Annotated in this window: 15 protein-coding genes; 11 read left to right on the top strand and 4 right to left on the bottom strand. The window is 55.3% G+C overall.

Translation table 11 applies throughout. The features are described from left to right. Positions 1-648 precede the first annotated feature (648 nt). The 8 genes from TBK1r_RS20685 (at position 649) to TBK1r_RS20655 (ending at position 7,835) form a co-directional block, all read left to right on the top strand. Positions 649-996, top strand: a complete 348-nt coding sequence (locus TBK1r_RS20685) for a heavy-metal-associated domain-containing protein (RefSeq protein ID WP_145214828.1) — start codon at positions 649-651, stop codon at positions 994-996. Positions 997-1,103: 107 nt separating this feature from the next. Continuing rightward, on the top strand, positions 1,104-2,258 hold the full coding sequence (locus TBK1r_RS20680; RefSeq protein ID WP_145214825.1) for an ABC transporter permease: 1,155 nt from the start codon (positions 1,104-1,106) through the stop codon (positions 2,256-2,258). A 47-nt stretch (positions 2,259-2,305) separates the two neighbouring features. Next, complete coding sequence (locus tag TBK1r_RS20675) at positions 2,306-2,836, top strand: hypothetical protein (protein ID WP_145214822.1); 531 nt, start codon at positions 2,306-2,308, stop codon at positions 2,834-2,836. Between the two features lie 2 nt (positions 2,837-2,838). Continuing rightward, positions 2,839-4,398, top strand: coding sequence for an efflux RND transporter periplasmic adaptor subunit (locus TBK1r_RS20670; RefSeq protein ID WP_145214819.1), 1,560 nt, complete (start codon positions 2,839-2,841; stop codon positions 4,396-4,398). After that, on the top strand, positions 4,399-5,160 hold the full coding sequence (locus tag TBK1r_RS20665) for an ABC transporter ATP-binding protein (protein ID WP_145214816.1): 762 nt from the start codon (positions 4,399-4,401) through the stop codon (positions 5,158-5,160). A 42-nt stretch (positions 5,161-5,202) separates the two neighbouring features. Next, positions 5,203-6,336: an ABC transporter permease gene (locus TBK1r_RS20660; protein ID WP_145214813.1), complete on the top strand. Its 1,134-nt coding sequence runs from the start codon at positions 5,203-5,205 to the stop codon at positions 6,334-6,336. An 83-nt stretch (positions 6,337-6,419) separates the two neighbouring features. After that, the gene (locus tag TBK1r_RS38840) at positions 6,420-6,839 is read left to right on the top strand and encodes a hypothetical protein (RefSeq protein WP_419580216.1); all 420 of its coding nucleotides are present in this window, start codon (positions 6,420-6,422) and stop codon (positions 6,837-6,839) included. Positions 6,840-7,142: 303 nt separating this feature from the next. Further along, entirely contained in the window at positions 7,143-7,835 is a 693-nt protein-coding gene (locus TBK1r_RS20655) for a hypothetical protein (protein ID WP_145214810.1), read from the top strand. Positions 7,836-8,124: 289 nt separating this feature from the next. On the opposite strand, the gene TBK1r_RS20650 is transcribed toward TBK1r_RS20655, so the two are convergent. The 4 genes from TBK1r_RS20650 to TBK1r_RS20635 form a co-directional block, all read right to left on the bottom strand. After that, positions 8,125-9,078 carry a hypothetical protein gene (locus TBK1r_RS20650; protein WP_145214808.1) on the bottom strand — a complete coding sequence of 318 codons (954 nt, stop codon included), beginning with the start codon at positions 9,076-9,078 and terminating at the stop codon, positions 8,125-8,127. 138 nt (positions 9,079-9,216) lie between these two features. Continuing rightward, positions 9,217-9,891 (bottom strand): carbonic anhydrase, encoded by a 675-nt coding sequence (locus tag TBK1r_RS20645; protein WP_145214805.1) that lies wholly within the window; start codon positions 9,889-9,891, stop codon positions 9,217-9,219. Positions 9,892-9,976: 85 nt separating this feature from the next. Further along, positions 9,977-10,261 carry a hypothetical protein gene (locus tag TBK1r_RS20640; protein WP_419580215.1) on the bottom strand — a complete coding sequence of 95 codons (285 nt, stop codon included), beginning with the start codon at positions 10,259-10,261 and terminating at the stop codon, positions 9,977-9,979. Between the two features lie 58 nt (positions 10,262-10,319). After that, positions 10,320-11,921 carry a SulP family inorganic anion transporter gene (locus TBK1r_RS20635; protein ID WP_259631787.1) on the bottom strand — a complete coding sequence of 534 codons (1,602 nt, stop codon included), beginning with the start codon at positions 11,919-11,921 and terminating at the stop codon, positions 10,320-10,322. A gap of 1,428 nt (positions 11,922-13,349) precedes the next feature. Here TBK1r_RS20635 and TBK1r_RS20630 point away from each other — a divergent pair. The 3 genes from TBK1r_RS20630 (at position 13,350) to TBK1r_RS20620 (ending at position 20,860) form a co-directional block, all read left to right on the top strand. Next, positions 13,350-14,948: a TolC family protein gene (locus TBK1r_RS20630; RefSeq protein ID WP_259631788.1), complete on the top strand. Its 1,599-nt coding sequence runs from the start codon at positions 13,350-13,352 to the stop codon at positions 14,946-14,948. 899 nt (positions 14,949-15,847) lie between these two features. Then, complete coding sequence (locus TBK1r_RS20625; RefSeq protein ID WP_145214800.1) at positions 15,848-17,383, top strand: efflux RND transporter periplasmic adaptor subunit; 1,536 nt, start codon at positions 15,848-15,850, stop codon at positions 17,381-17,383. A gap of 99 nt (positions 17,384-17,482) precedes the next feature. Continuing rightward, complete coding sequence (locus TBK1r_RS20620) at positions 17,483-20,860, top strand: efflux RND transporter permease subunit (RefSeq protein WP_259631790.1); 3,378 nt, start codon at positions 17,483-17,485, stop codon at positions 20,858-20,860. Positions 20,861-20,934 lie beyond the last annotated feature (74 nt).

Raw genomic sequence — 20,934 nt, 5'->3', positions numbered from 1 at the left:
TTGCTTTGCCTGCCAGGTCAGCAGCGGCAATGGTGATGTTTCGCAAACCGCATCGTGCGGATGCTGTTCGCAGGATGGATGCGAGAGTGGCTCGGATGCTTCCGGCCCAATGCCCGCCGGTGAACCAGTGCCCACCGGTGAATGCGATTGCCAAGATTGCTTGTGCGATGGTGCCATCAGTGAGTCGGATGCTCTGCCGCTGGCGGTGAAGACGATTCAGGTCGGTGTCTTGCCGTCAACAATGATTTCACTTGATGCGCCCCGTAGTGTGTCGTCAGCATCTCGCGATTGGGCACCGAAGGTTAGGCCGCGGTACAGATGCGGTAGGGATGCGCGCACAGCGCACCAATCTTGGTTGATTTGAACGGATCACGAACTTGCGTGCCGAGTTGGCTTGAGAGCCTCACTCGCCCGCGACCCTCGTTGTTTCATCCGTCTCTTTAGAATCGTGGTCGGTAGCGGAATTCGCCAAGAATTTCGACGTATCGCGAGTTTCCGTTCATTGCTGAAACCCTTGTCGGTTTCCGCTACGAGATAGCGAATTCCCGTCTGTGGTGGAATGCCTTGGTGGCGTCCGCTACGGGTTCGTGCGCGATGGTCGCGTACGAGTTTTGTTTTTGAGTTTGCCTTTCCAGAAGGAGTCTTGGCATGTTGAGTTTAGTCCGAAACGCGAGCCTGTTGGCCGCTGTCATGACGTTTGCCGCCGTCGCGATGCCGACGAGCGCGTTTAGCGCCGACCGTACAAAATCGAACACCGTGATGACGGTGGGTGAAATGTGCGGCGGCTGCGTGAAGAAAATCACGAAACGCTTTGACGAGGTCGATGATGTCGCCAAAGTTCAGTGTGACATCGAAAAGCAATCCGTAACCCTGATTCCCAAGACGGGAGTCCGGCTCAGCCCCAAGGGGATCTGGGAGATCATGGAGAGCATCGGGAAGACACCGACGAAGATGGTGAGTCCCGAGGGGACGTTTACGTCCAAGCCGAAGAGTTAGTTAGAGGAAATAGAGAATGGAGAATGGGGAATGGAGAAACCTGTTCCTCGTTCTTCATTCTTTGCTCGTCATCAATCTTCAATCACCAATCTGAAATCATCAATCTAATGCTACTTCCCTGGGAATACGGTGTTCGCAACTTGGCTCGGCGGCCGATGCGGACGGCATTGACGCTGCTCGCTTTGGCGACGGTTGTCATGTTGGTCTTTGTCGTTGTCGGGTTCATCCGAGGATTGGAGCAATCATTGACCGTCAGTGGTGATGAGGACGTGGTTTTGGTGTATTCGGTCAACTCCGAAGAGAATATTGAAAACTCGTCGATCGCAGCTCGGACGCCTTCGCTGCTGACGGCGAGTTTGGATGGAGCCGCGAAGCGATTCGGCGTCACAGCTGTTTCGCCTGAGCTTTATCTGGGAACGCGAGTGAAGACGGACGCGGGCGATGGGGGCTTGGGACTCGTTCGCGGCATTACGCTGTCCACTCCGCTGGTCCGCCGCCGTGTCAAACTGGTCGATGGCGACTGGCCCGGCGACGGGGAAGTGATGGTCGGTCGCTTGGCCGCCGCCAAATTGGGCAGCACCGATGCCGCAATGGCCATCGGTCAGATGATTGAATTTGAAGGCCGGCGTTGGAAGATCAGTGGTCGCTTTGCCGCAGGCGGTGCTGCCTATGAGTCGGAGATTTGGTGCAAGTTGGGTGACTTTCAAACAGCTACCAAACGGCAGGATTTGAGTTTGGTTGCGATGCTGCTGACGCCGCAAAGTTCGGCGGCGGAAGTCGAGTTGTTTTGTAAGGAACGCACCGACCTTGAACTGCGAGCGATCCGCGAGACGGACTACTACGCTTCGCTTCAGCAGCACTACAAACCGGTCCGCGTGTTGGCATGGTTCGTAGTCGTGCTGGTTTCAGGAGCAGGGATTTTTGCTGGGTTGAACATGATGTACGGCGCGGTGGCTGGACGAATTCGCGAAATCGCAACCTTGCAAGCGGTTGGATATCGACGTCGGGCGATCTTGATCAGCTTGGTTCAAGAAGGTGTATTGCTGGCGGCTGCCGGATCGTTGCTCTCCGGCGTGGTTGCTTTGACGATGCTCAATGGAATGGCGGTTCGCTTCACCATGGGCGCTTTTACGATTCGTATCGACAGCGTGGCGATCTTGATCGGTTGTGGTGTTGGATTGCTGCTAGGTGTCGTCGGTGCGTTGCCTCCGGCATTGAAGGCGTTGCGAGCGGAGGTCGCAACGAGTTTGAAAGCAGTCTGAGGCGATTGCAGATGTGTTTACAGAAACCCTCTTTGGAGAAATTTGAGATGAAACTTTTGATGTCGTTTGCTGTTGTAGGATTGTCGATTGCGATGATTGGATGCAAGGACGGTGCCACGGTTGCCGATGGGCCGAGCCAAAACCGGTACGACTTGGAGTCCGGCAAGACGCAATACGAGGCCGAGACGGAACCGGCAGGTGCGGTCCCGGTTGGCGAAGCACGTCAGAAAGCCGAAGACGGCAAGGAAATCACCTTGGTCGGTTTGATCGGCGGATCGAGCGAACCGTTTGTCAAAGGCTTGGCGGCATTCACCATCGTTGATGCAAAGGTTCCGTATTGTGCTCCTGACGAAGGCTGTCCGACGCCGTGGGACTACTGTTGCGAGACGGACGCCGTGAAGGAGAACATTGCCACCGTCAAAATCGTCGACGATGCGGGCAAGCCAGTGACTCAGGACGCTCGCGACTTTTTGGAAGTCAAAGAGTTGTCGACCGTCGTCGTCAAGGGCACTGCCAAACGTGACGATCAAGGCAATTTGACCGTCGCTGCCAAAAAGATCTTCGTGAGGAAGGACTAACAATGAATCGTCCTTTGGACCTCAGTCAATTGGCGCTCGATCGCTCGCCGGCGAGTGAATCCTCCCAGGCGGTGAAGCCCCGGCGAAAGCCTTGGGTTTCGCGGTACGTACTCCCGCTAGCGATCCTGCTCGGCTTTCTAGGACTGCTTGTCGCGGCGGCTGGGCGTCAGTTGATGCCACAACCCAGCGTGACGGTCGTGCCGGTGATCGTTAAGCGAGCGGAGGTCCAACAGGCAGGCACCACACTGTTTCAATCACCGGGTTGGATCGAGCCGCGACCGACAGCGATTCGTGTCGCGGCGTTGGCCCCCGGTGTGATTGACGAGCTGTTGGTGGTCGAGGGACAACGTGTCAAGAAAGACCAACCGATCGCAAAGTTGATTGCGATTGATGCCGAACTGGACGTCGAGCAAGCGAAAAATTCACTGGAGATTCGCGAGGGAGAACTGAATCGCGCGATTGCCGAACGCGATGCGGCAAAGGTGCGGATCGAGAATCCTGTTCATCTGGAAGTACCACTGGCCGATGCCCAAAGCACGCTGGCCAAGTCGAAAACGGAACTGGAAAAACTTCCGTTCTTGATCCAAGCCGCCGAAGCGGAGGTGAAGTACGCACACAGCAGCATGGAGGGGAAACGCGAGGCCAAGGATGCGATCGCTTCACGAATCGTGCGACAGGCTGAAAGTGAACATGCGACGGCTCACGCGAATCTACAAGAGCTACACAAGCGACAACCGAATCTGCAATCCGAGGTTGACACGTTGCAGAGGAAGGTCGACGCATTGCAGCGACAGCGAAACTTGCTGATCGAGGAAAACCGTCAGCTCCAGGAAGCGGAGGCGAAGGTGCAGTCGGCGAAGGCGCTCCGAGACGAGGCGAAGCTGCGTGTGCGGCAATCCGAATTGGCGTTGGATCGCAACATTGTCCGCGCGCCGATGGACGGGCGAGTCTTGAAGCTCGTCGCCGCACCGGGAACGCGCGTGATGGGAATGGAAACGACCGCTGGGCAAAGCTCGAACACGGTGATCGAAATGTACGATCCCGAGCGTTTGCAAGTCCGCGCGGACGTGCGATTGGAAGATGTGCCGATGGTCACGCCGGGCCAGCCAGTGGAAATCGAAACGGCTTCTTCAAAGACGCCGATCCAAGGCCGCGTCCTTCAATCGACCAGTTCGGCAAACATTCAAAAGAATACTTTGGAAGTCAAAGTCGAATTGCTTGACCCTCCGCCAACGGTTAGCCCTGAAATGCTGGTCACCGCAACATTTTTGGCTCCCATCGTTGGGAACACCAAGAGCGAGGCGACGGAAACGGAGCGAATGTTCGCACCGGAACATCTGATTCAGTCGGGAGACAGCGGTGCATTCGTCTGGGTTGTCGATGCGGATGAACGAGCCCAACGGCGAACCATTGAAGCGGGTGCATCCAGTGCGGGCGGATTGGTGGAAGTGAAGTCGGGTTTGAAGGTCACCGACAAATTAGTCGCAAGCGGCATGGATGGATTAACGGAAAATAGTCCGGTCAAGGTGACCGGCGACGATCAAACAATGGGAGTAAATTAGATGGCTTTAGTAGAACTGCGTGGCGTTAGCAAGAGTTTCCGTAAAGGTGACGAAACCATCACTCCGCTGGACGATATCGACTTGGATATTGACGCGGGTGACTTTGTGTCGCTGATGGGGCCAAGCGGCACGGGAAAGAGCACGCTTCTGAACTTGGTCAGTGGCATCGACCGCCCGGATTCAGGAACCATCACGGTCGATGGAACGGAAGTGACGAAACTGTCACGCAGCAAACTGGCCGATTGGCGGGCCGCGAACCTCGGCTATATTTTTCAAACGCATAATTTGATTCCTGTTCTGACCGCCTATGAGAACGTTGAATTGCCGACGTTGCTCTTGAATCTTTCGTCAACTCAGCGGCGACAGCGTGTTGAGTTGGCGTTGGAGGCGGTGGGACTGAGCGACCGCGCCGATCACTATCCGCGGCAATTGTCCGGTGGGCAAGAGCAACGAGTCGGCATCGCCAGGGCGATTGTGGCTCATCCAAAGGTCGTTGTCGCCGATGAGCCAACGGGTAGTTTGGACACCGAAACCAGCGAGCAAGTTCAGGTCCTGCTGCAACGACTCAACAAGGAACTCGATATCACGCTGTTGATGGTCACTCACGATCGCGATGCCGCGAGCATCGCTTCGCGGCAATTGATGCTCGATCGCGGGAAGTTTTTAGAAAGAGGGGGAGACAAGGAGAGCGGGAGTCTGGGAGAGTGGGAGGTGGGAGTCGGGAACGCAGGAGATTCAGTAGCCATCAAGAAATTTGGTTGACCCTCCATTCTCCATTCTCCATTCTCCATTCGGCAATCTCCCATGTTCACCTACGTCCTTAAAACTCTCTGGCGTCATCGCACTCGAACCTTACTCACCGTCACCGGCGCGGCGGTGGCGATGTTTGTCTTCTGCTTCGTTGGTTCGGTGCAGGAAGGGTTACAGCGACTGACAACCGGTTCCGATGCAGATCGCAGTTTGATCGTTTTTCAGGAGAACCGCTTTTGCCCGACAACCAGCCGATTACCGGAAGACTACTCGCGCAAAATCAAGGAGATTCCCGGTGTTCGTGATGTCATGCCGATTCAGGTGTGGACCAATAATTGCCGTGCGAGCTTGGATATTGTGGTCTTCAACGGAGCCGACCCGCAGCAAATCAAATCGACGCGTCCGTTGACGTTAACAGCAGGAGACTGGCATGCGTTTTCGACGCAACGGGACGCCGCCATTGTCGGTCGTAATGTTGCTCAGCGGCGAGGGCTGAAGACGGGAGACCAATTCTCGATCGGTGATATCTCCGTCAAGGTTGCCGGAGTATTCCAGTCGACCGTGCCATCGGAAGAAAACTTGATATATACGAGTCTCGCTTTCCTACAATACACACGCGGTCTCGACGCCGCTGGATTGGTCACGCAGCACGAAGTGTTGTTGACCGACGACGCCGACCCGGACCGCGTTGCCAGTGAAATTGACGCCAAGCTACGCGCCGGCAGCGTCGCGACCAAAACGCGTCGCAAAGGTGCCTTTCAAGCCAGCACGCTTTCGGATCTCGTCGACTTGATCGGTTTCGCACACTGGTTGGGCTATGCGTGTGTCGGGTTAGTTTTGTCGCTCGTTGCAACCACCACGGTCATGAGTGTCCAAGATCGAATCAAAGAATACGCGGTTTTGCAAACCATTGGCGTGCGACCGTTGCGGGCCATGCGGCTGGTGTTGACCGAGAGCACGATCCTGTGTCTTGTCGGCGGCATCGCGGGGACCGCACTGGCAATGGCAGCATTGGCCATCGGTGGTTTCGCGATCGGAGCTGAGGGAGCGACCATCGCCTTTCGACCGTCCATCGGATTAGCCCTCACAGGTGCCTTGGTGTCGCTGGCTGTTGGCATTGCAGCGGGACTAGCACCCGCTATCCAGGCGGGCACCGTCCCCATCGTCAACGCCCTCCGGCAAGCCTGACTGGCATTGACTCGCATCGCACCGGTGCCGATAATCGCTTCGTTGTGAAGCTCGCCAACTGACATTTCTTGAGAAGTAAGCTTTTGCTGTCTACCCTCATCCAGTTTCTAACTCTGCTGGCTTTCAACGTGCATGCGTTGGCGGGATGTTGCGTGCATCATGAGCATGCGATGGCGAATTGCGGGCATGAGTCAATTGGTTGCCATGCTTCATTGGGCCATGACGGGAAACATTCCGCCGAGTACGATGAAGCCGCACATCAAGAGGGCGTGCCTGCCGACGATCACTCCCAGCCGTGCGACGAAGGCCGCTGTGTCTATGTCGACGCCAGAATCGCTTCACCGCATTTCGATCTCCAGCCAATCGCCATTTGGACATGCGGACCGGCAAAGCGACTGGTCCCGCATCTCTTCACGTCGGCAGCTCATTCTTTATCGGCGGAAGCCGCCTGGTGTGTGACCGCCGGTGGTCGCTGCGCACTGCTGCAATCCTGGCAAATCTAGGCATCGTCCGACAATATCTGCGGCAAACGCAGGCGTAACGAATCTCGCCAGGAGTTTCGTCAATTCGCTGAATAGCAACCGAACTCCATGGCGGCTTGCGCTACGGTTTTTTGGGTTTCGCCGCGCTGCAGTTCCCCGTCTCAGCCGTTTTGACAATCGGCTGAACATCTTAGGAAGTGGCACCAGCATTCCGCAAGAATCGCGGCTGTCATACAACGATCCGAAATCCTTGGTGGCTTTCGCTACGGTTTTGGACCAATGCTAGAAATTTAACTACCCAATCAAAACTTGAAGGACATGAAGATGAAAGTTTCAAAAATGATGTTTGCCATGGCTGTTTGTGCTGCGATCTCTTTGGCTGGCGGATCGCTCTCGGCCCAAGAGGCGGGACATGAAGGCCACGACCACGCCGGACATGATCACGACGGACACGACCACGGTGATCATGCCCACAGAGGTGAAACGTTGGCGTTCTATTTGCCCGAGTGGAAGTCGATGCACTTTGACGATGCCAACAAAGCGGCTCAGCATGCTGCGACCGTCAAGAAACTTGGCTGTGAAGTCAAGCAGGACAGCCACGATGGTCACACCGATGTGACCTATCGTATCGCCCAATGGAAGGAAATGGAGGTCAAGGACCACAAGATGGCCGAGCAATGGGCGGGTTGGCTATCGAAGTCTGGCTTCGATGTGTCACACGCTCACCCCGATCCAGCCTACGCCAAGGGTCCCGAGGTCGTGGAGTTTCGGATGGTGAAATGGAAACGCATGCACGGTGATGGCTCAGCCAACGAAAAGCAGATGATCGACACGCTGAAAAAAGTGGGCGCGGAAGTTCGCGTGGACTCGCACGACGGACACTCCGACATCGCGTTTCGTGCCCCGACTTGGCGTGACGTTCACGTTGCTAATCACAAGACTGCTGACCAATTGATGGGCTGGCTAAAGCAAAACGGCTTCGAGACCCGTCACGAGTATGGCGACCATGATCACTAGCAATTGCTAATCAACGCCCGATCGAGCGGCTTGCGGTAACGCGAGCCGCTAAGGGCGGTCGGCGTCCACGGTAGCGGAAGCCGACAACGGCTTGTTGATTTTTGGTGATGACGGCGGCTTCGTCATATCTTCGCAAGCCTGTTCGGAAGTTTCATTTCCGGGGTGGAGTGACTGATTTCAAAATTGTGGAACAGAGTCCCTTTGATCTGTTGTTTGATTTCATCGGAACGGTCCGTGCCACTGGACGCGATAATCACGTGCGGCTCTATGGCCCGGTTTTATTCGGCTGCTACTGGATCGTCGGTGGCGGCGGCGTGTTGCCAAGCTGAGCGTCTACCGCCGGAGGCGGTGGAGCTTGCTCAAGAATAGGCGGTGCCATCGGGGCACTGTCAGGGCCGCCTGACGGTGAGACGCCAACGTCGTTCATCAAATGATGCAAGGTTGCTTCAACCAGTTCCATTTTTGAGAGGATCCCCAACGATCCGATTTGGCGTTGGTGTATCCGCGACCAACCTCGTACATCTTGCTGGATGTGATGGAACAGTTGGTCGGTGCCATTGATACGCGATCGAATTGCGTCGCGATCGTTGTTGTGGTCGGCTGCATGGATGAACTTGGCAGCGTCGAGCAGTTGATAGGCTTCGCGATACGTTTCGGCGAACCCTGGATTGTGTTGATAGTTGTGATGGAGATCAAGCAACAACTCGTTGGCTAACGTTTCCAACCGACCGGACAAGTCGTCGGTTTGATTGAAGCCACCATAGGGGACAAGGGCTGGCTTGGCGGCGACATAGGTCCCCGATGATGAAACAGGAGCGATCGGTGCGAAGTAATGCTGATCGCCCTGGACGTAGTATTGTCCATGCCCATGCCCGTGGATTGTGGGAACGACGTGCGACCAACCCGTGTGAACGACATCGTGATGTGTAGTGCCGACAACGTGGCCGTGCGAGTCTTGCACGATATGGTTGTGGTGATCAATGTGGCCGCCGACGATTCCACCATGCAGGTGTGATCCGTGACCAATCCCAAGGTGAACACCATGCCCCAAGTGCGACCCGTGTCCCAAATGAATGCCGTGATTCGAGTGCCCACCGTGGCCGAGGTGAATGCCACCGTGCCCCAAGTGCGACCCATGACCGATGTGCGAACCGTGTCCCGAGTGGCCACCGTGATGATGTTGTGCGAAAGCGGGGACGGCGACGGCGATCGCGTAGGCAGCGACCAAGTATCGAATGTTCATGGCTGGGGCTCCACCAAAAGGATGCTGTGAAGGCCACGCCATTTCAATCAGCCACCGTGACGATTCTCTTGGCGAAGACCAACCCAACCCCCATTCTAGCCGTTAAACATGACATCACAACCATTACCCCTCCGGCGATCATGCTGCACGCATTTTTAGGCAATGATCATCCGGCACAAACTGAGCGATTGGAACAAACTCCGACGTAGCCCATTTACAAGCCAAGACTTCAGCGGTTTCCAACCGATAAGTCCATCCGTACACTTTCAATGCGTTGGCGGCGACTGCTCGGGCAACACACGGGTGTGTCATGAGGTTGCTCATTTGACAGAGAACATTTTCTTCAACAACAGCATCGAGGCGTTCGTTGGGATCATGCACTTCGTCGCGATCAAGCTCTGCGAGTCGGTAGTCGACATTGGTGTAGCCCAACCACCGACGAACTGCGGGTAGGTCCGCAAGCTGCTGGGGATCAAGTAGATCAGTCATTGCAGCGCAATGAGAATGTCCGCAAATGATGATGTCGGACACTTTCAACTCGCTGACGGCATACTCAATTGTCGCCGCGACGCACATGTCTTCGGCACCACTGAGTCGCGATCGAAACGGTGGCACAATGTTCCCCGCATTTCGTAGTACAAACAACTCACCTGGTTCTGTCTGCGTGAGCAAAGCTGGGTCAATCCGAGAATCAGAGCATGTGATGAAGAGAGTGGACGGACTTTGACCGGACCGAAGCCTCTGAAACAATACTTGCTTGGAGGAATAGACTTCGTCCTGGAATCGTTGGATACCGTTGATGAGAGATTGCATGGTTCGTCTATCCGAATTGACTGTTGCATTTGTGAAAAAGTGGCAAGAGTTCCGATGAGATTCGTAGTCGCGACGCGACGACTTGCTAGTGACAGCAACCACTTGTGCAGCTTTCGTCGATTGAGGCGGCGGCAACGCGGTCTAAGGGACTGGCCGGTGGTGAACCGGATAATCGAACCGGCGGCGAAGGCGTGTTGGCAGCGGCCTCATAGTCAATGTTCGCCACCGATTGCTCGATGTAGTCTTCGCATGCCGTGTTCGTCGGTGTCGGTTTGGCTCGCCAGGGCAAAGCGGCGCAACCGACGTGCAGTGAGATCGAAAGCAATCCTGCTGCCAGAAGCACGCAGCGTCTAACGGGTTGGCTTCTCATCTGAAATCCATTTCATTTTCGAGGTAACATTCAAACAGAAAGTAGGTTTTTGTGATATCTACGCAGCGGCTTGACGTGACTCGGCTGTCTGAGCTGTGGCGAGTGTCGATTGCCGCTGTTCTTCGGCCTCGGCGGTCGTGTCGATAGCAGCGTGTAGCGATCCCCAATCGACGATGAGTGTTCCACCACTACGTTCGTGCTGTTGAGTCCAGGTCATTAAAAGTTCCAAACATGCGTGGTCGATATGGTCCAACTCCGTGAGGTCGATGTGAACTTCGCTAGCGACGGGCAAGCGATCGAGAGCTTTCGCCAACTGAGGCAGGCGAAGAAACGTTGCCGCTCCACTGAGGTGAAGCAAGCAATAATTGCCTTCACCGCGAACGACCAAGGTGTGAAGGTGAGAAAACCGATAAAGCAGTTTGACCGCGGACAGCACCACCCCCACCACGACGCCCGTTAGCAAGTCCGTCGCAACGATCGTTCCGAGCGTGGCAAGATAGACCCCGACTTCACTGTAACCATGACTCTTCAGTTGCTTGATGGCTTTGAGATTGACGAGTTTGATTCCTGTGTAGACAAGGATGGCGGCTAAGGCGGCGGTCGGAATGAACTCGACGACGGAAGCGAGCACGACGACGAACGCCAGCAACCACGCGCCGTGCAAGATGGCGGACAAACGCGATTGTCCGCCGGACTCGACGTTCGCACTGCTGCGCACGATCACGCCCGTCATCGGCAGTGAACCAAGCAATCCGCAAATCATGTTGCCAATGCCTTGTGCGACCAACTCGCGGTCGTAATCGGTCCGAACGTCTGGCTTCATCTTTTCAACGGCTGACGCACACAGCAACGTTTCCGCACTGGCAACGATTCCGATGACCACACCTGCCTGCAGAACCGCCTGCCACGGAGTCGTCTGAAAAACCTGTGGCGAGGCGAAATGCAACTCGCTCATTAGACTCACTGGCATTTGAACGAATTGAACGTCGGGTTGCCAGCATGCCGCAAAGACTGACGCTGATACGATCGCGACGAGGGGAGCCGGAACCAAGCGCAGTCTTCCTTTGGCCAGTTTGTTCCACGCCAACAGGATGACGATGGCGAGCGTCCCGAGGGCGGCGGCTTGATCGTGACTCAGGACTGCAGAATAGGCGGCCGACGGAATCGAGACGAGATTCGATAGACCATTGGACTTCGGAGCATCATCCAGCATGACGTGGAATTGGCTGGCGAGGATTAGCACACCGACGCCCGCAAGCATGCCGTAAATAACGGCGGGGGATACTGCGCGGAACCATTGTCCTAGCCGCATCATTCCGGCGACCAGTTGAAGACTGCCTCCGATCAGGACGGCCACACCCAATGCTGCGATTCCATGCTCTCGCACCAGCTCGAAGACAATCACCGTCAAGCCAGCGGCTGGTCCGCTGACCTGTAGCGGAGCTCCGGCGAACCAACCCACGACGAGGCCGCCGACAATTCCGGTGATCAAACCCGCAGCGACGGGGACGCCCGAGGCGATTGCAATTCCCATGCACAACGGCAATGCGACCAAGAAGACAACGATCGAAGCAAGGAAATCCTGCTTCGGTGATTGAATTAAGGATGACCAATAGGCCCTTTGAAACGACTGGTGCATGAAACTTGTTCTCTGGGACATCAAGTGATTTTGGGGGGGAATTGAATAATGGAACCAACCGGCCGCCAGCACTCCCTTGCTTCGGAACACACGGCTTCCTGGCCGCCAACGACCGGCTGGTCCACTGGGGATTTGTGATCAGACCCGATCTCAATTGATTGCGCCTGATCGCTTGCGTCCCGTGGCTAGTGACTATGTCCGGCGTGGCTACCACCGCCTCCACCTCCTCCGGCGGTCGAAGCACATCCCACGGAAGTCACAGCGGCCAAGGCGGCCACCAACATCAAACTGAAAAGTAACTTAGCCATGATCGAGAATCCTTTCTCTAGAGTTGGAAACAAGAAACTGCAAAGCGATTCACACCGAATCGCAGGTCGCCCCTGGGGGCGGTCAACAACGGCGCAGCGCGAAGTCCATCGAAGGTTTTGCAACGCTGCAAATAGGAATGAACCTAAACCGAGCTGGGTGGGTTCAACACTGGACGGGCATCAAACAAAAGCCTAGATGACTTTCGAGACAACATGCTCAGTGAGCGGCGTTCAAAGGAGAAAACGCGAGAGAGTGGCACAGCGTTGCTGTGCGGTCGCCACATGCACAATTGGCGAATTGCTGATGCGCGAGAGACGGCTCTGCACCAGTGCAGTAAGAGGCAATACGGTCGCGCCCGCGATGCCCCGCTCAACGGTTTGCCGAACGACAGTTCGATTGCAGCCGATGGTTGCCTGATCATTTCGCTGGCCACATTGGCACGGACAAGGACAGTGATCGGAGCAGTGACACACCAGCAAGTCGATTCCACATCCATGTTTAACAACGGTATCGCATGGCATCGAAGCTTGACTTCCGGAACAACAGTTCAGTTCCCCCGCCATGCCGCATTCGGTGACCAATGCATGACAACCACACTGGCTTTCGCCACAGACCGTCGTACATGGGCAAATTTGGACCAACGATGTCGGCATCGCAAATATCGCCACCATCAGCCCCATCATGGCTAATCGAGCGATTCGTTTGAGATACCTTGTTCTCATTGCCAGCTTCTTCTTGCGTTGATGGAGTAAAAGTCGTGAAAGACTTGATCGGCGTATTCGATCAACGGAACCAACTTATTCGGCCGTGCAAATACAGATTTAGATGAGCTACGCGATTTTCAATGACTGCGTCAAGACTTGAGCCGTCGGGCTCCACACGTTCTCGGTGGACATCACTAGACCGGTCGTCTCATGCAGATCGCCTGGTCGCCGTCCGCGTTTTGAACCTCTGGAACGGAATTTGGCGTTTGCGGACTACCAGAGGGTGACTGGTCAGACTCAATGCCCTCACAATCGTTACCACCACAACGTCGATCCGGCATTTAACCTCTGATTGTGACGATTCTGCTTGAAATTCGGTAGTTTCGGGGCCGATGGATATTGCAGGCTGGTCGATCTATTCAAGGAGGAGTACTCGGTGTCCAATTCGCGACCAATCATCGCCAGAACCAAACAGACGCGACGTCTATTGCTTTTGGCCACTCTAGGACTGTCAACGGGATGCAGTACCATCAGCCAATATACGGGATTGGCCCATCAGCCCGCACGGCAGTCCCACTCGGAGGGGCCGGCAGGCGTCCGCGACGCAAATTTAGAAGTTGCAAAGGCGGAACCCAACTCGACCGTCAAACAAGTTGCCTATGACGATGTCATTGTCCAAGAAGTCTCGCCTGTGTTGGTGGCTCAGCAGCCAGCGACATCGTCGCTCAGTGATTTCATGCCGCTCGACACATCGGACGGTGATGGCATGCAGTTCTTGCAGCCAGTCGTTGTTGAACAAGAAAACGGCATCGCGAACACCAGCGGCATGACGGTCGAACAGTTCGAGTCGCTCGCCTTGGGCAACAATCCAACGATTGCCGAGTTGGTCGCAACGACGCAAAAAGCAGCCGGATTCCGGACCCAAGTCGGCCTGCGAGCCAACCCGAGCATCGGCTACCAAGCGAATCAACTCGCCGATCAAGGAACCGATCAGCACACAGTCTTCATTTCTCAAACGATCATCACCGCAGACAAGCTGGCACTCAACCGCAGCGTGCTGAATGAAGCCCTCCGTGCTCAACTGCTGCAACTCGAAGCCCAGAAGTACCGCGTCGCCACCGATATCCGGATCAAGTTTTTTGAAGCCTTGGCCGCACAGCGACGGATGGAGTTGATCCAAGAATTCCAGACCGTTTCCGACAAAGGACTCGAGTTTGCTGAGCTGCGAAAAAAGGCGGAAGAGGGATCGCAATTGGATGTTGTTCAAGCCAAGGTGCTGAAGAACGAGGTCGACTTGCAGCTTCAGCAAGCGGTAGTTCGATTCAATGCCGCTTGGCGAGAATTAGCCGCATTGGCCGGTACACCCGAAATGTCTCCCACCTATTTGCAAGGTCGCTTGCCGCAAAACGAGTCAGCGATGGATTGGAACAGCGTTGCCTCGACGATCGTCGTTTCCAGCCCTGAGTACCAAGCCGCTCAAGCTCGCGTCAATCAGGCGCGGGCGAGCATTTGCCGCCACGAAGTCCAGCCGATCCCCAACTTGGATGTCCAATTTGCCGCCGGTGTGGACAACGGCACGAACAACGGATTGATCAATTTACAGATCGGTGCGCCGATTCCTGTTTTCAACAAAAACCAGGGCAATCTCTCGGCGGCGCGAGCAGAATACGTTCGCGCGTCTCGTGAGGTCGAGCGCATCGAAAATGCGATCAAAGCACGACTCGCGTCAGCCGCGGGCAATTTTGACGCTTCCTTGGCGGCAGTCGATAAGTACGCGAGAGATATCCTACCGAACGCGCAGGAGGGGCTTGAGCTGGCGGAGATCGCCTATAAGGCCGGTGAAACTAGCTATGTTCAAGTCTTGATTGCGCAACGGTCATATTTCGATACCAATCTGCAGTACATCGCGGCCCAGGCACTGCTCGGCCAAGCCCGCGCCCGCGTCGATGGCTATGTGTTGACGGGTGCCTTGGACCCGATCGTCGACAATAGCGGCGACGACAGCCTACGGGGCCTGACGTTCAGCCAACAGTGATTTTCCGTCCGCTGAAGGGTGGTTGTGGGATCCGCCTAAGTCAACCTGGGCGATTTGTTCAAAATATGCGGAGCGACTGCAATCGCTATGGACCTTTTTAACAAAGATGCCGACAATATGAATACCTTGTAATCGCAGGAACCACCCGTGCTTGCCATTTGTCGAATCACTACCGTCGTAGCCATGCTGCTGCACTCGTTACTCGGGTGTTCGTTGCATCATGCTGCTAGTTGTGATTCGCACGCGCACAGCGTATACGATGATGTCTGCGATGCGGACGGTCACCCAAGTGTCCAGCACGATAATGATTGCTGCCACGATCATGAGGGACACGACCACAGCCGTGGAGCAGAAGGGTCTTGCACCAGTGAGTTTGTCGCCGGTAGCGAAACGAATATCGCACCTGTATGTCCAGGATGTGAATCTGGTCCCTGCGATGGCCGCTTGCCGGGTTGCCACTCAACTGGATCGTGCAGCTTTGTTCCCTCCAGCGATGTTGACTTTGTGTGCGACGCCGTTTTTGTTGGGTACATTTTGTACGACTTTGATCCGAGCATGGCTCGGGTCCGCACTGTCTGCTGGCAGCAAGAACGCCAACGGCAGTTTGCCGGCGTTGAAGACTCTCTATCGCACTGTGCATCTCTTTGCACGTGGCTGATTTAACTGAATAGCCTTTCTAGTTGAGGAGTCGGAACAAACGCTGCCCTGTTGCAGGTTGGACCTGATCTGGTTCATCGTTTTTTCCGTTTCTGTTCTTCAGCAACCGTCATGTTTCGTCTTTGTAGTTCATTGCTGCGCTGAATCGGAACTGCGGGCTTTCTAGCGAATGTATAGCGGGCGAGCGCGCGCCTATTTCTTCGCGATATCACAGTTCCCCGTCTCTATTCCTGGAAGTAATTATGTCCAAAATCAAGGCGTTTTTTGCGAGGCTTGCTGGACCAGTCTTGACGATTGCCGCAATTCTTGTGGCCATCGTCGCGGGCGGATTTGCCTTCACCGAGTACCCGCAAAAGCTTGGGCTGGTGGCCGCTTCGGAAGAGGCTGGCCACGAAGGTCATGACCACAGCGATGGTGGCCATGACGATCACTCGGGGCACGATCACGGTGGCGGCGGCCATGAAGGTCACGACCACGATGGCCATGATGAGTTAAATTCAATAGAACTGAGCGCCCAAGCGCGTGCCAACCTGAGGCTGTCCACGCAAACAGTCTCCGTCGGTCGGTTCAACGAGTATATCGAAGTTCCGGCGTCGGTTTCGGATTGGCCGGGCCGTACTCATGTGGCCATCACTTCGCCTCTGACGGGCGTCATCAATGCAATCAATATCTCACGGGGTGAGTTGGTTCAGAGTGGTCGCCCGCTGTTTACCTTGCGACTGACCCATCAAGATCTCGTTGACACGCAGGAAAGATTCCTAACTTCTTTGGGGCAGCTTGACGTTGAACAACGTGAGATTCAGCGATTGGCTTCCATCTCTGGCACTGGTGCGATCGCTGGGAAAACAAAGCTGGCGCGAGAGTATGAGCGGGACAAATTGACAGCCGCATTGATGGCGGCAAAGCAGTCGATGCTTCTGCACGGATTAACCGACGACCAAATCGACCGTATTGAAAAAACGCGCGAGCTCATCCGCGAAGTCACGGTTTATGCTCCGACGCTTCATGCCGATCGCTCGCTACACCACGATTCACTTCACGCTCCAAGTAGTGAGGGTCTGACGTCAGCAAGCGTTGGCGACATGCGGTTTGCATCCATGCAACCTCCACCCATTCATCCTGAACATATCGACGCCGAGTTTCTAGTCACAAATCTAGAGGTAAGTCGCGGAGAGTCGGTCCAGGCGGGCCAACATTTGGGCAGACTGTCCGACTATAGCCAGATTCTGATTGAGGGTGAAGCCTACCAAAGAGATGGAGAAGCGTTACAGAAAGCGGCAAACTCGGGAGCAATGCTTCAAGCCGTATTCGAGACGCAACAGGGGCCGCCCCACATCATTGACAATTTGAAGATCGTTTACATCGGAAACGAGGTGAATCGGGAGTCGCGTTCGTTGCCATTCTTCGTCTCGTTGACAAACGAGGTCGAAAGAACCGAGGAAATTGAAGGCCAACGGTTCGTTAGTTGGCGTTACAAGCCGGGCCAGCGTTTGCAGCTGCGGGTGCCATTCGCTGGCTTTGACAACGCGATTGTAGTTTCCAAGGATGCCGTTGCAGAAGAAGGCCCAGAGCGTTTCGTGTTCGTGGAGAACAACGATCATTTCGATCGAGTGGCCGTTCAGGTCCTTGCGGCTGACTCCATCAACGTCGCCATCAAGAACGACGGTCAAGTTTGGCCGGGCCAGTCAATCGCCGTCAGTGGCGCCCATCAGTTGCAGATGGCGCTGAAGAACAAGTCAGGCGGTGCGATTGACCCACACGCTGGACACAACCACTAGGAAAAAGCTGGGAGTGAAGGAGAGGGAAAGAAAAGTAAACAACCACTCCCAGCTCCGAACTCCCCCTTTTGAACAACGCAACGGACTCGCAAACATATCATGCTCGATAAAATCATTCAGTTCTCATTGAACAACCGGCTGATCGTTCTGGCGCTCGCTGGCATTATGCTTGGTGTAGGCGCGTGGCAGACGACAAAGTTGCCGATTGACGTCTTCCCAAACTTGAACCGCCCGCGCGTCGTTGTCATGACCGAAGCGCCAGGGATGGCTCCCGAAGAGGTCGAGGCGTTAATTACGTTTCCACTGGAGACGGCATTCAATGGTGCCAGCGGTGTCGAAGCGGTGCGCAGCAGCAGCGGCATCGGATTGTCCGTGATCTATGTCGAATTCGGATGGGAAACCGACATTTACAACGACCGCCAGATTGTCAACGAACGATTGCAACTTGCGTCGGAGAATCTGCCCGACGGAATCAAGCCGACACTCGCGCCAATCTCGTCTATCATGGGCCAGATTCTCATGTACGGCATGTGGAGCGAAGGTGATGTCACTGAGCCGATGGAAGTTCGGACACTGGCCGACTGGGTTGTGCGTCAAAGGTTGCTGACGATTCCAGGTGTGTCGCAAGTCTTCACGATGGGCGGTGGACGGATGCAGTACCAGGTGCTGGTTGATCCCGATGCACTGCGTACGTTCGGTCTGAACATGGACGATGTTCACCAAGCCGTCAGCGACTCTAACTTGAACGCGACGGGCGGGTATCTCGATGAACGAGGTGCCAACGAACTGCTGGTACGTGGACTGGGGCGAATTACGAGTTTGGATGACTTGCGGGAAATCACCATCACGATGCGTGAAGGCCGTCCCATCACGCTTGCGGATGTCGCAAAAGTTGTTGAGGGGCCTCAGGTCAAACGCGGAGACTCCTCAACGTTTATGCGAATGGAAGGTGGTGAGGTCGAAGGTGGTCCAGCGGTCGTCTTGACGATCAACAAACAACCCGGCAGCGACACCCGTGCTGTCGATACGGCCATCGCGGAAGCCCTCGCAGAACTGAAAATCTCGCTTCCCGATGACATTCGCATCGCCAATGTCTATTCACAAAGGTCATTCATTGACCGAGCGATTGAAAACGTTGTCGAGGCTCTTGCCGACGGCGGAGTCCTGGTGCTGGTGATCCTATTCCTGTTCCTGCTGAATTTTCGCACCACGTTCATCACGCTCACCGCGATTCCGTTGTCGATCATCGCGACCGCGTGCGTGTTTGCCGCGTTTGGTCTTTCGATCAACACAATGACGTTAGGTGGCTTGGCCGTAGCGATCGGTGAGCTGGTCGATGATGCGATTGTTGATGTTGAAAATATCTTCCGACGGTTGAAAGAAAACCGTCACTCGGAGTACCCTCGGCCGCTGCTGCGGGTGGTCTATGAGGCCAGCATCGAGGTGCGAAGTAGCGTGGTGTACGGAACGGCGATTGTCGTACTCGTCTTTATTCCACTCTTCGCGCTCGAAGGCATGGAAGGCAAATTGTTCGTGCCGCTTGCAATGGGATACGTGGTATCGCTGATCGCGTCGCTCGGCGTTTCATTAACCGTGACTCCCGTCTTGGCGTCATTATTGCTGTCAGGCAAGAAGTTCTGGCGATTTGTCGTTCCCATGCTTGCGTTTGGTATTGCAGCGCTAACCATGTACTGGGTCGTGCCGCGTGCGATCCATATCTTGCATCTGCCATTTGCAATGCCCGGCGATTCCCTGTGGTGGACGATCCTGTTGACACCTGCGATTTGGTTCGCGCTGGTCGCCATCGAGAGATTGCTTGGCGGTGAAGAAGCCGAAGAGGGGCGGTTGCTTGAAGGTCTGAAAGGGCTTGCGGGGCTGGCCATTAGCTTCAGCACTCGCTTTGCTGGGCCGGTTCTGGGTGTCGCTGGCGTAATGGTGGCGTTTTCAGTTTTCGCGGTGAGTCAGTTGGAAAACGACTTTCTGCCACCGTTTAATGAAGGAGCCGTTCAAGTCAACGCGCTGCTAGCGCCGGGGACGTCGCTTGCGACTAGCAACAAAATTGGAGAAATCGCTCAAGAGCAGTTGATGAAAATTGACTCGGTCAAGTCAGTCGCTCGCAAGACGGGGCGTGCGGAACTCGACGAACATGCGGAAGGCGTCAACGTCACTGAGCTATTTCTTGAAATGGCCGACGGTGCGGATCGGGAGAAAACCATTGAAACCATTCGCGAAACGATGGAGGACATTCCCGGCGTGGTGTCGAGTACCGAGCAGCCGTTGGCTCACTTGATCAGTCACATGATTTCGGGTGTTAAAGCTCAAATTGGGATCAAACTTTTCGGCGACGACCTCGACGTCTTACGCAACAAAGCGGACGAGATGAAACAGCGCATTTCGGGCGTCGAAGGCTTAGCGGACGTTGTCATTGAACAGCAAACCAACATCCCACAGTTGCGAATCGAGTTGAACCGAAGTGCGCTCAAGCAAAATGGATTACGTCCTGCCGACGTGATGGAGCTAGTAGAAACAGCGATGAATGGAACCGTGGTCAGCCAAGTGTTACTCGGTCAGAGGACGTTCGACCTGATGGTTCGGATGGACGAACCGTATCGCGAAGACGTCTCGAAGCTCAAGCGATTGGCCGTGCCGTTGCCCAGCGGCGGAACGGTGCCGCTCGATTCAGTTGCCAACATCTATGAGAGCGGCGGACCGAATATGATCAAGCGGGAACAGGTTCGTCGGCGAATCGTGTTGCAAGCTAACGTGTCCGAGCGAGGGGTGGTCGACGTGGTGGGTGACATCAAGGAGAAGTTGGCAGAAATGGAATTGCCACCGGGCTACTTCATTGAATACGGCGGTCAGTTTGAAAGCCAACAATCCGCTTCCCGGCGCTTGCTGGTTCTTTCTGGTATCACGCTTCTAGGCATGTTCCTGGTGCTCTACACACTGTTCGGAAACACCAATTTTTCGTTGCAAGTCTTGGTCGCTCTGCCGACCGCATTTATCGGTGCGGTCGCGGCGCTCGTGATCACGGATCAAAACCTGACGGTCGCTGCGATGGTCGGATTCATTTCGCTGTGCGGAATCGCCAGCCGCAACGGGATCTTGCTGCTAAACCACTATATCCACTTGGTCGAGCACGAAGGCGAATCGTGGACCCGTGAAATGGTCCGGCGTGCGGGCCAGGAACGGATGGCTCCGGTGCTGATGACGGCGCTGACATCTGGGATTGGTTTGCTACCGCTCGCGCTGGCCGCCGGTGAACCCGGCAAAGAAATCTTGTACCCGATCGCGACTGTCATCGTCGGCGGACTGCTGACCAGCACGCTAGCGGAGTTTTTTGTTCGTCCAGCACTATTTTGGACGATCGGACAGGGGGCAGGGAAACAGATTGTCAAAGACCACCAGGAAGAGATGGGGAGTCACGGGTTGGGAGCTACCAGCACAGAACCTCATCGCCCGATTGTTGCGACATGAAGAAAGAATCACTGACATGGGGAATGGTTCCTCGTGCTCGTTTTGTGAACGAGCGAATTGGTTTGCCGTTTCGG

The organism is Stieleria magnilauensis (assembly GCA_007753675.1).
Classification (GTDB): Bacteria; Planctomycetota; Planctomycetia; order Pirellulales; family Pirellulaceae; genus Stieleria; species Stieleria magnilauensis.
The sequence above is the reverse complement of the archived record's forward strand: the minus strand, read 5'-3'. Positions and strand labels throughout refer to the sequence as shown.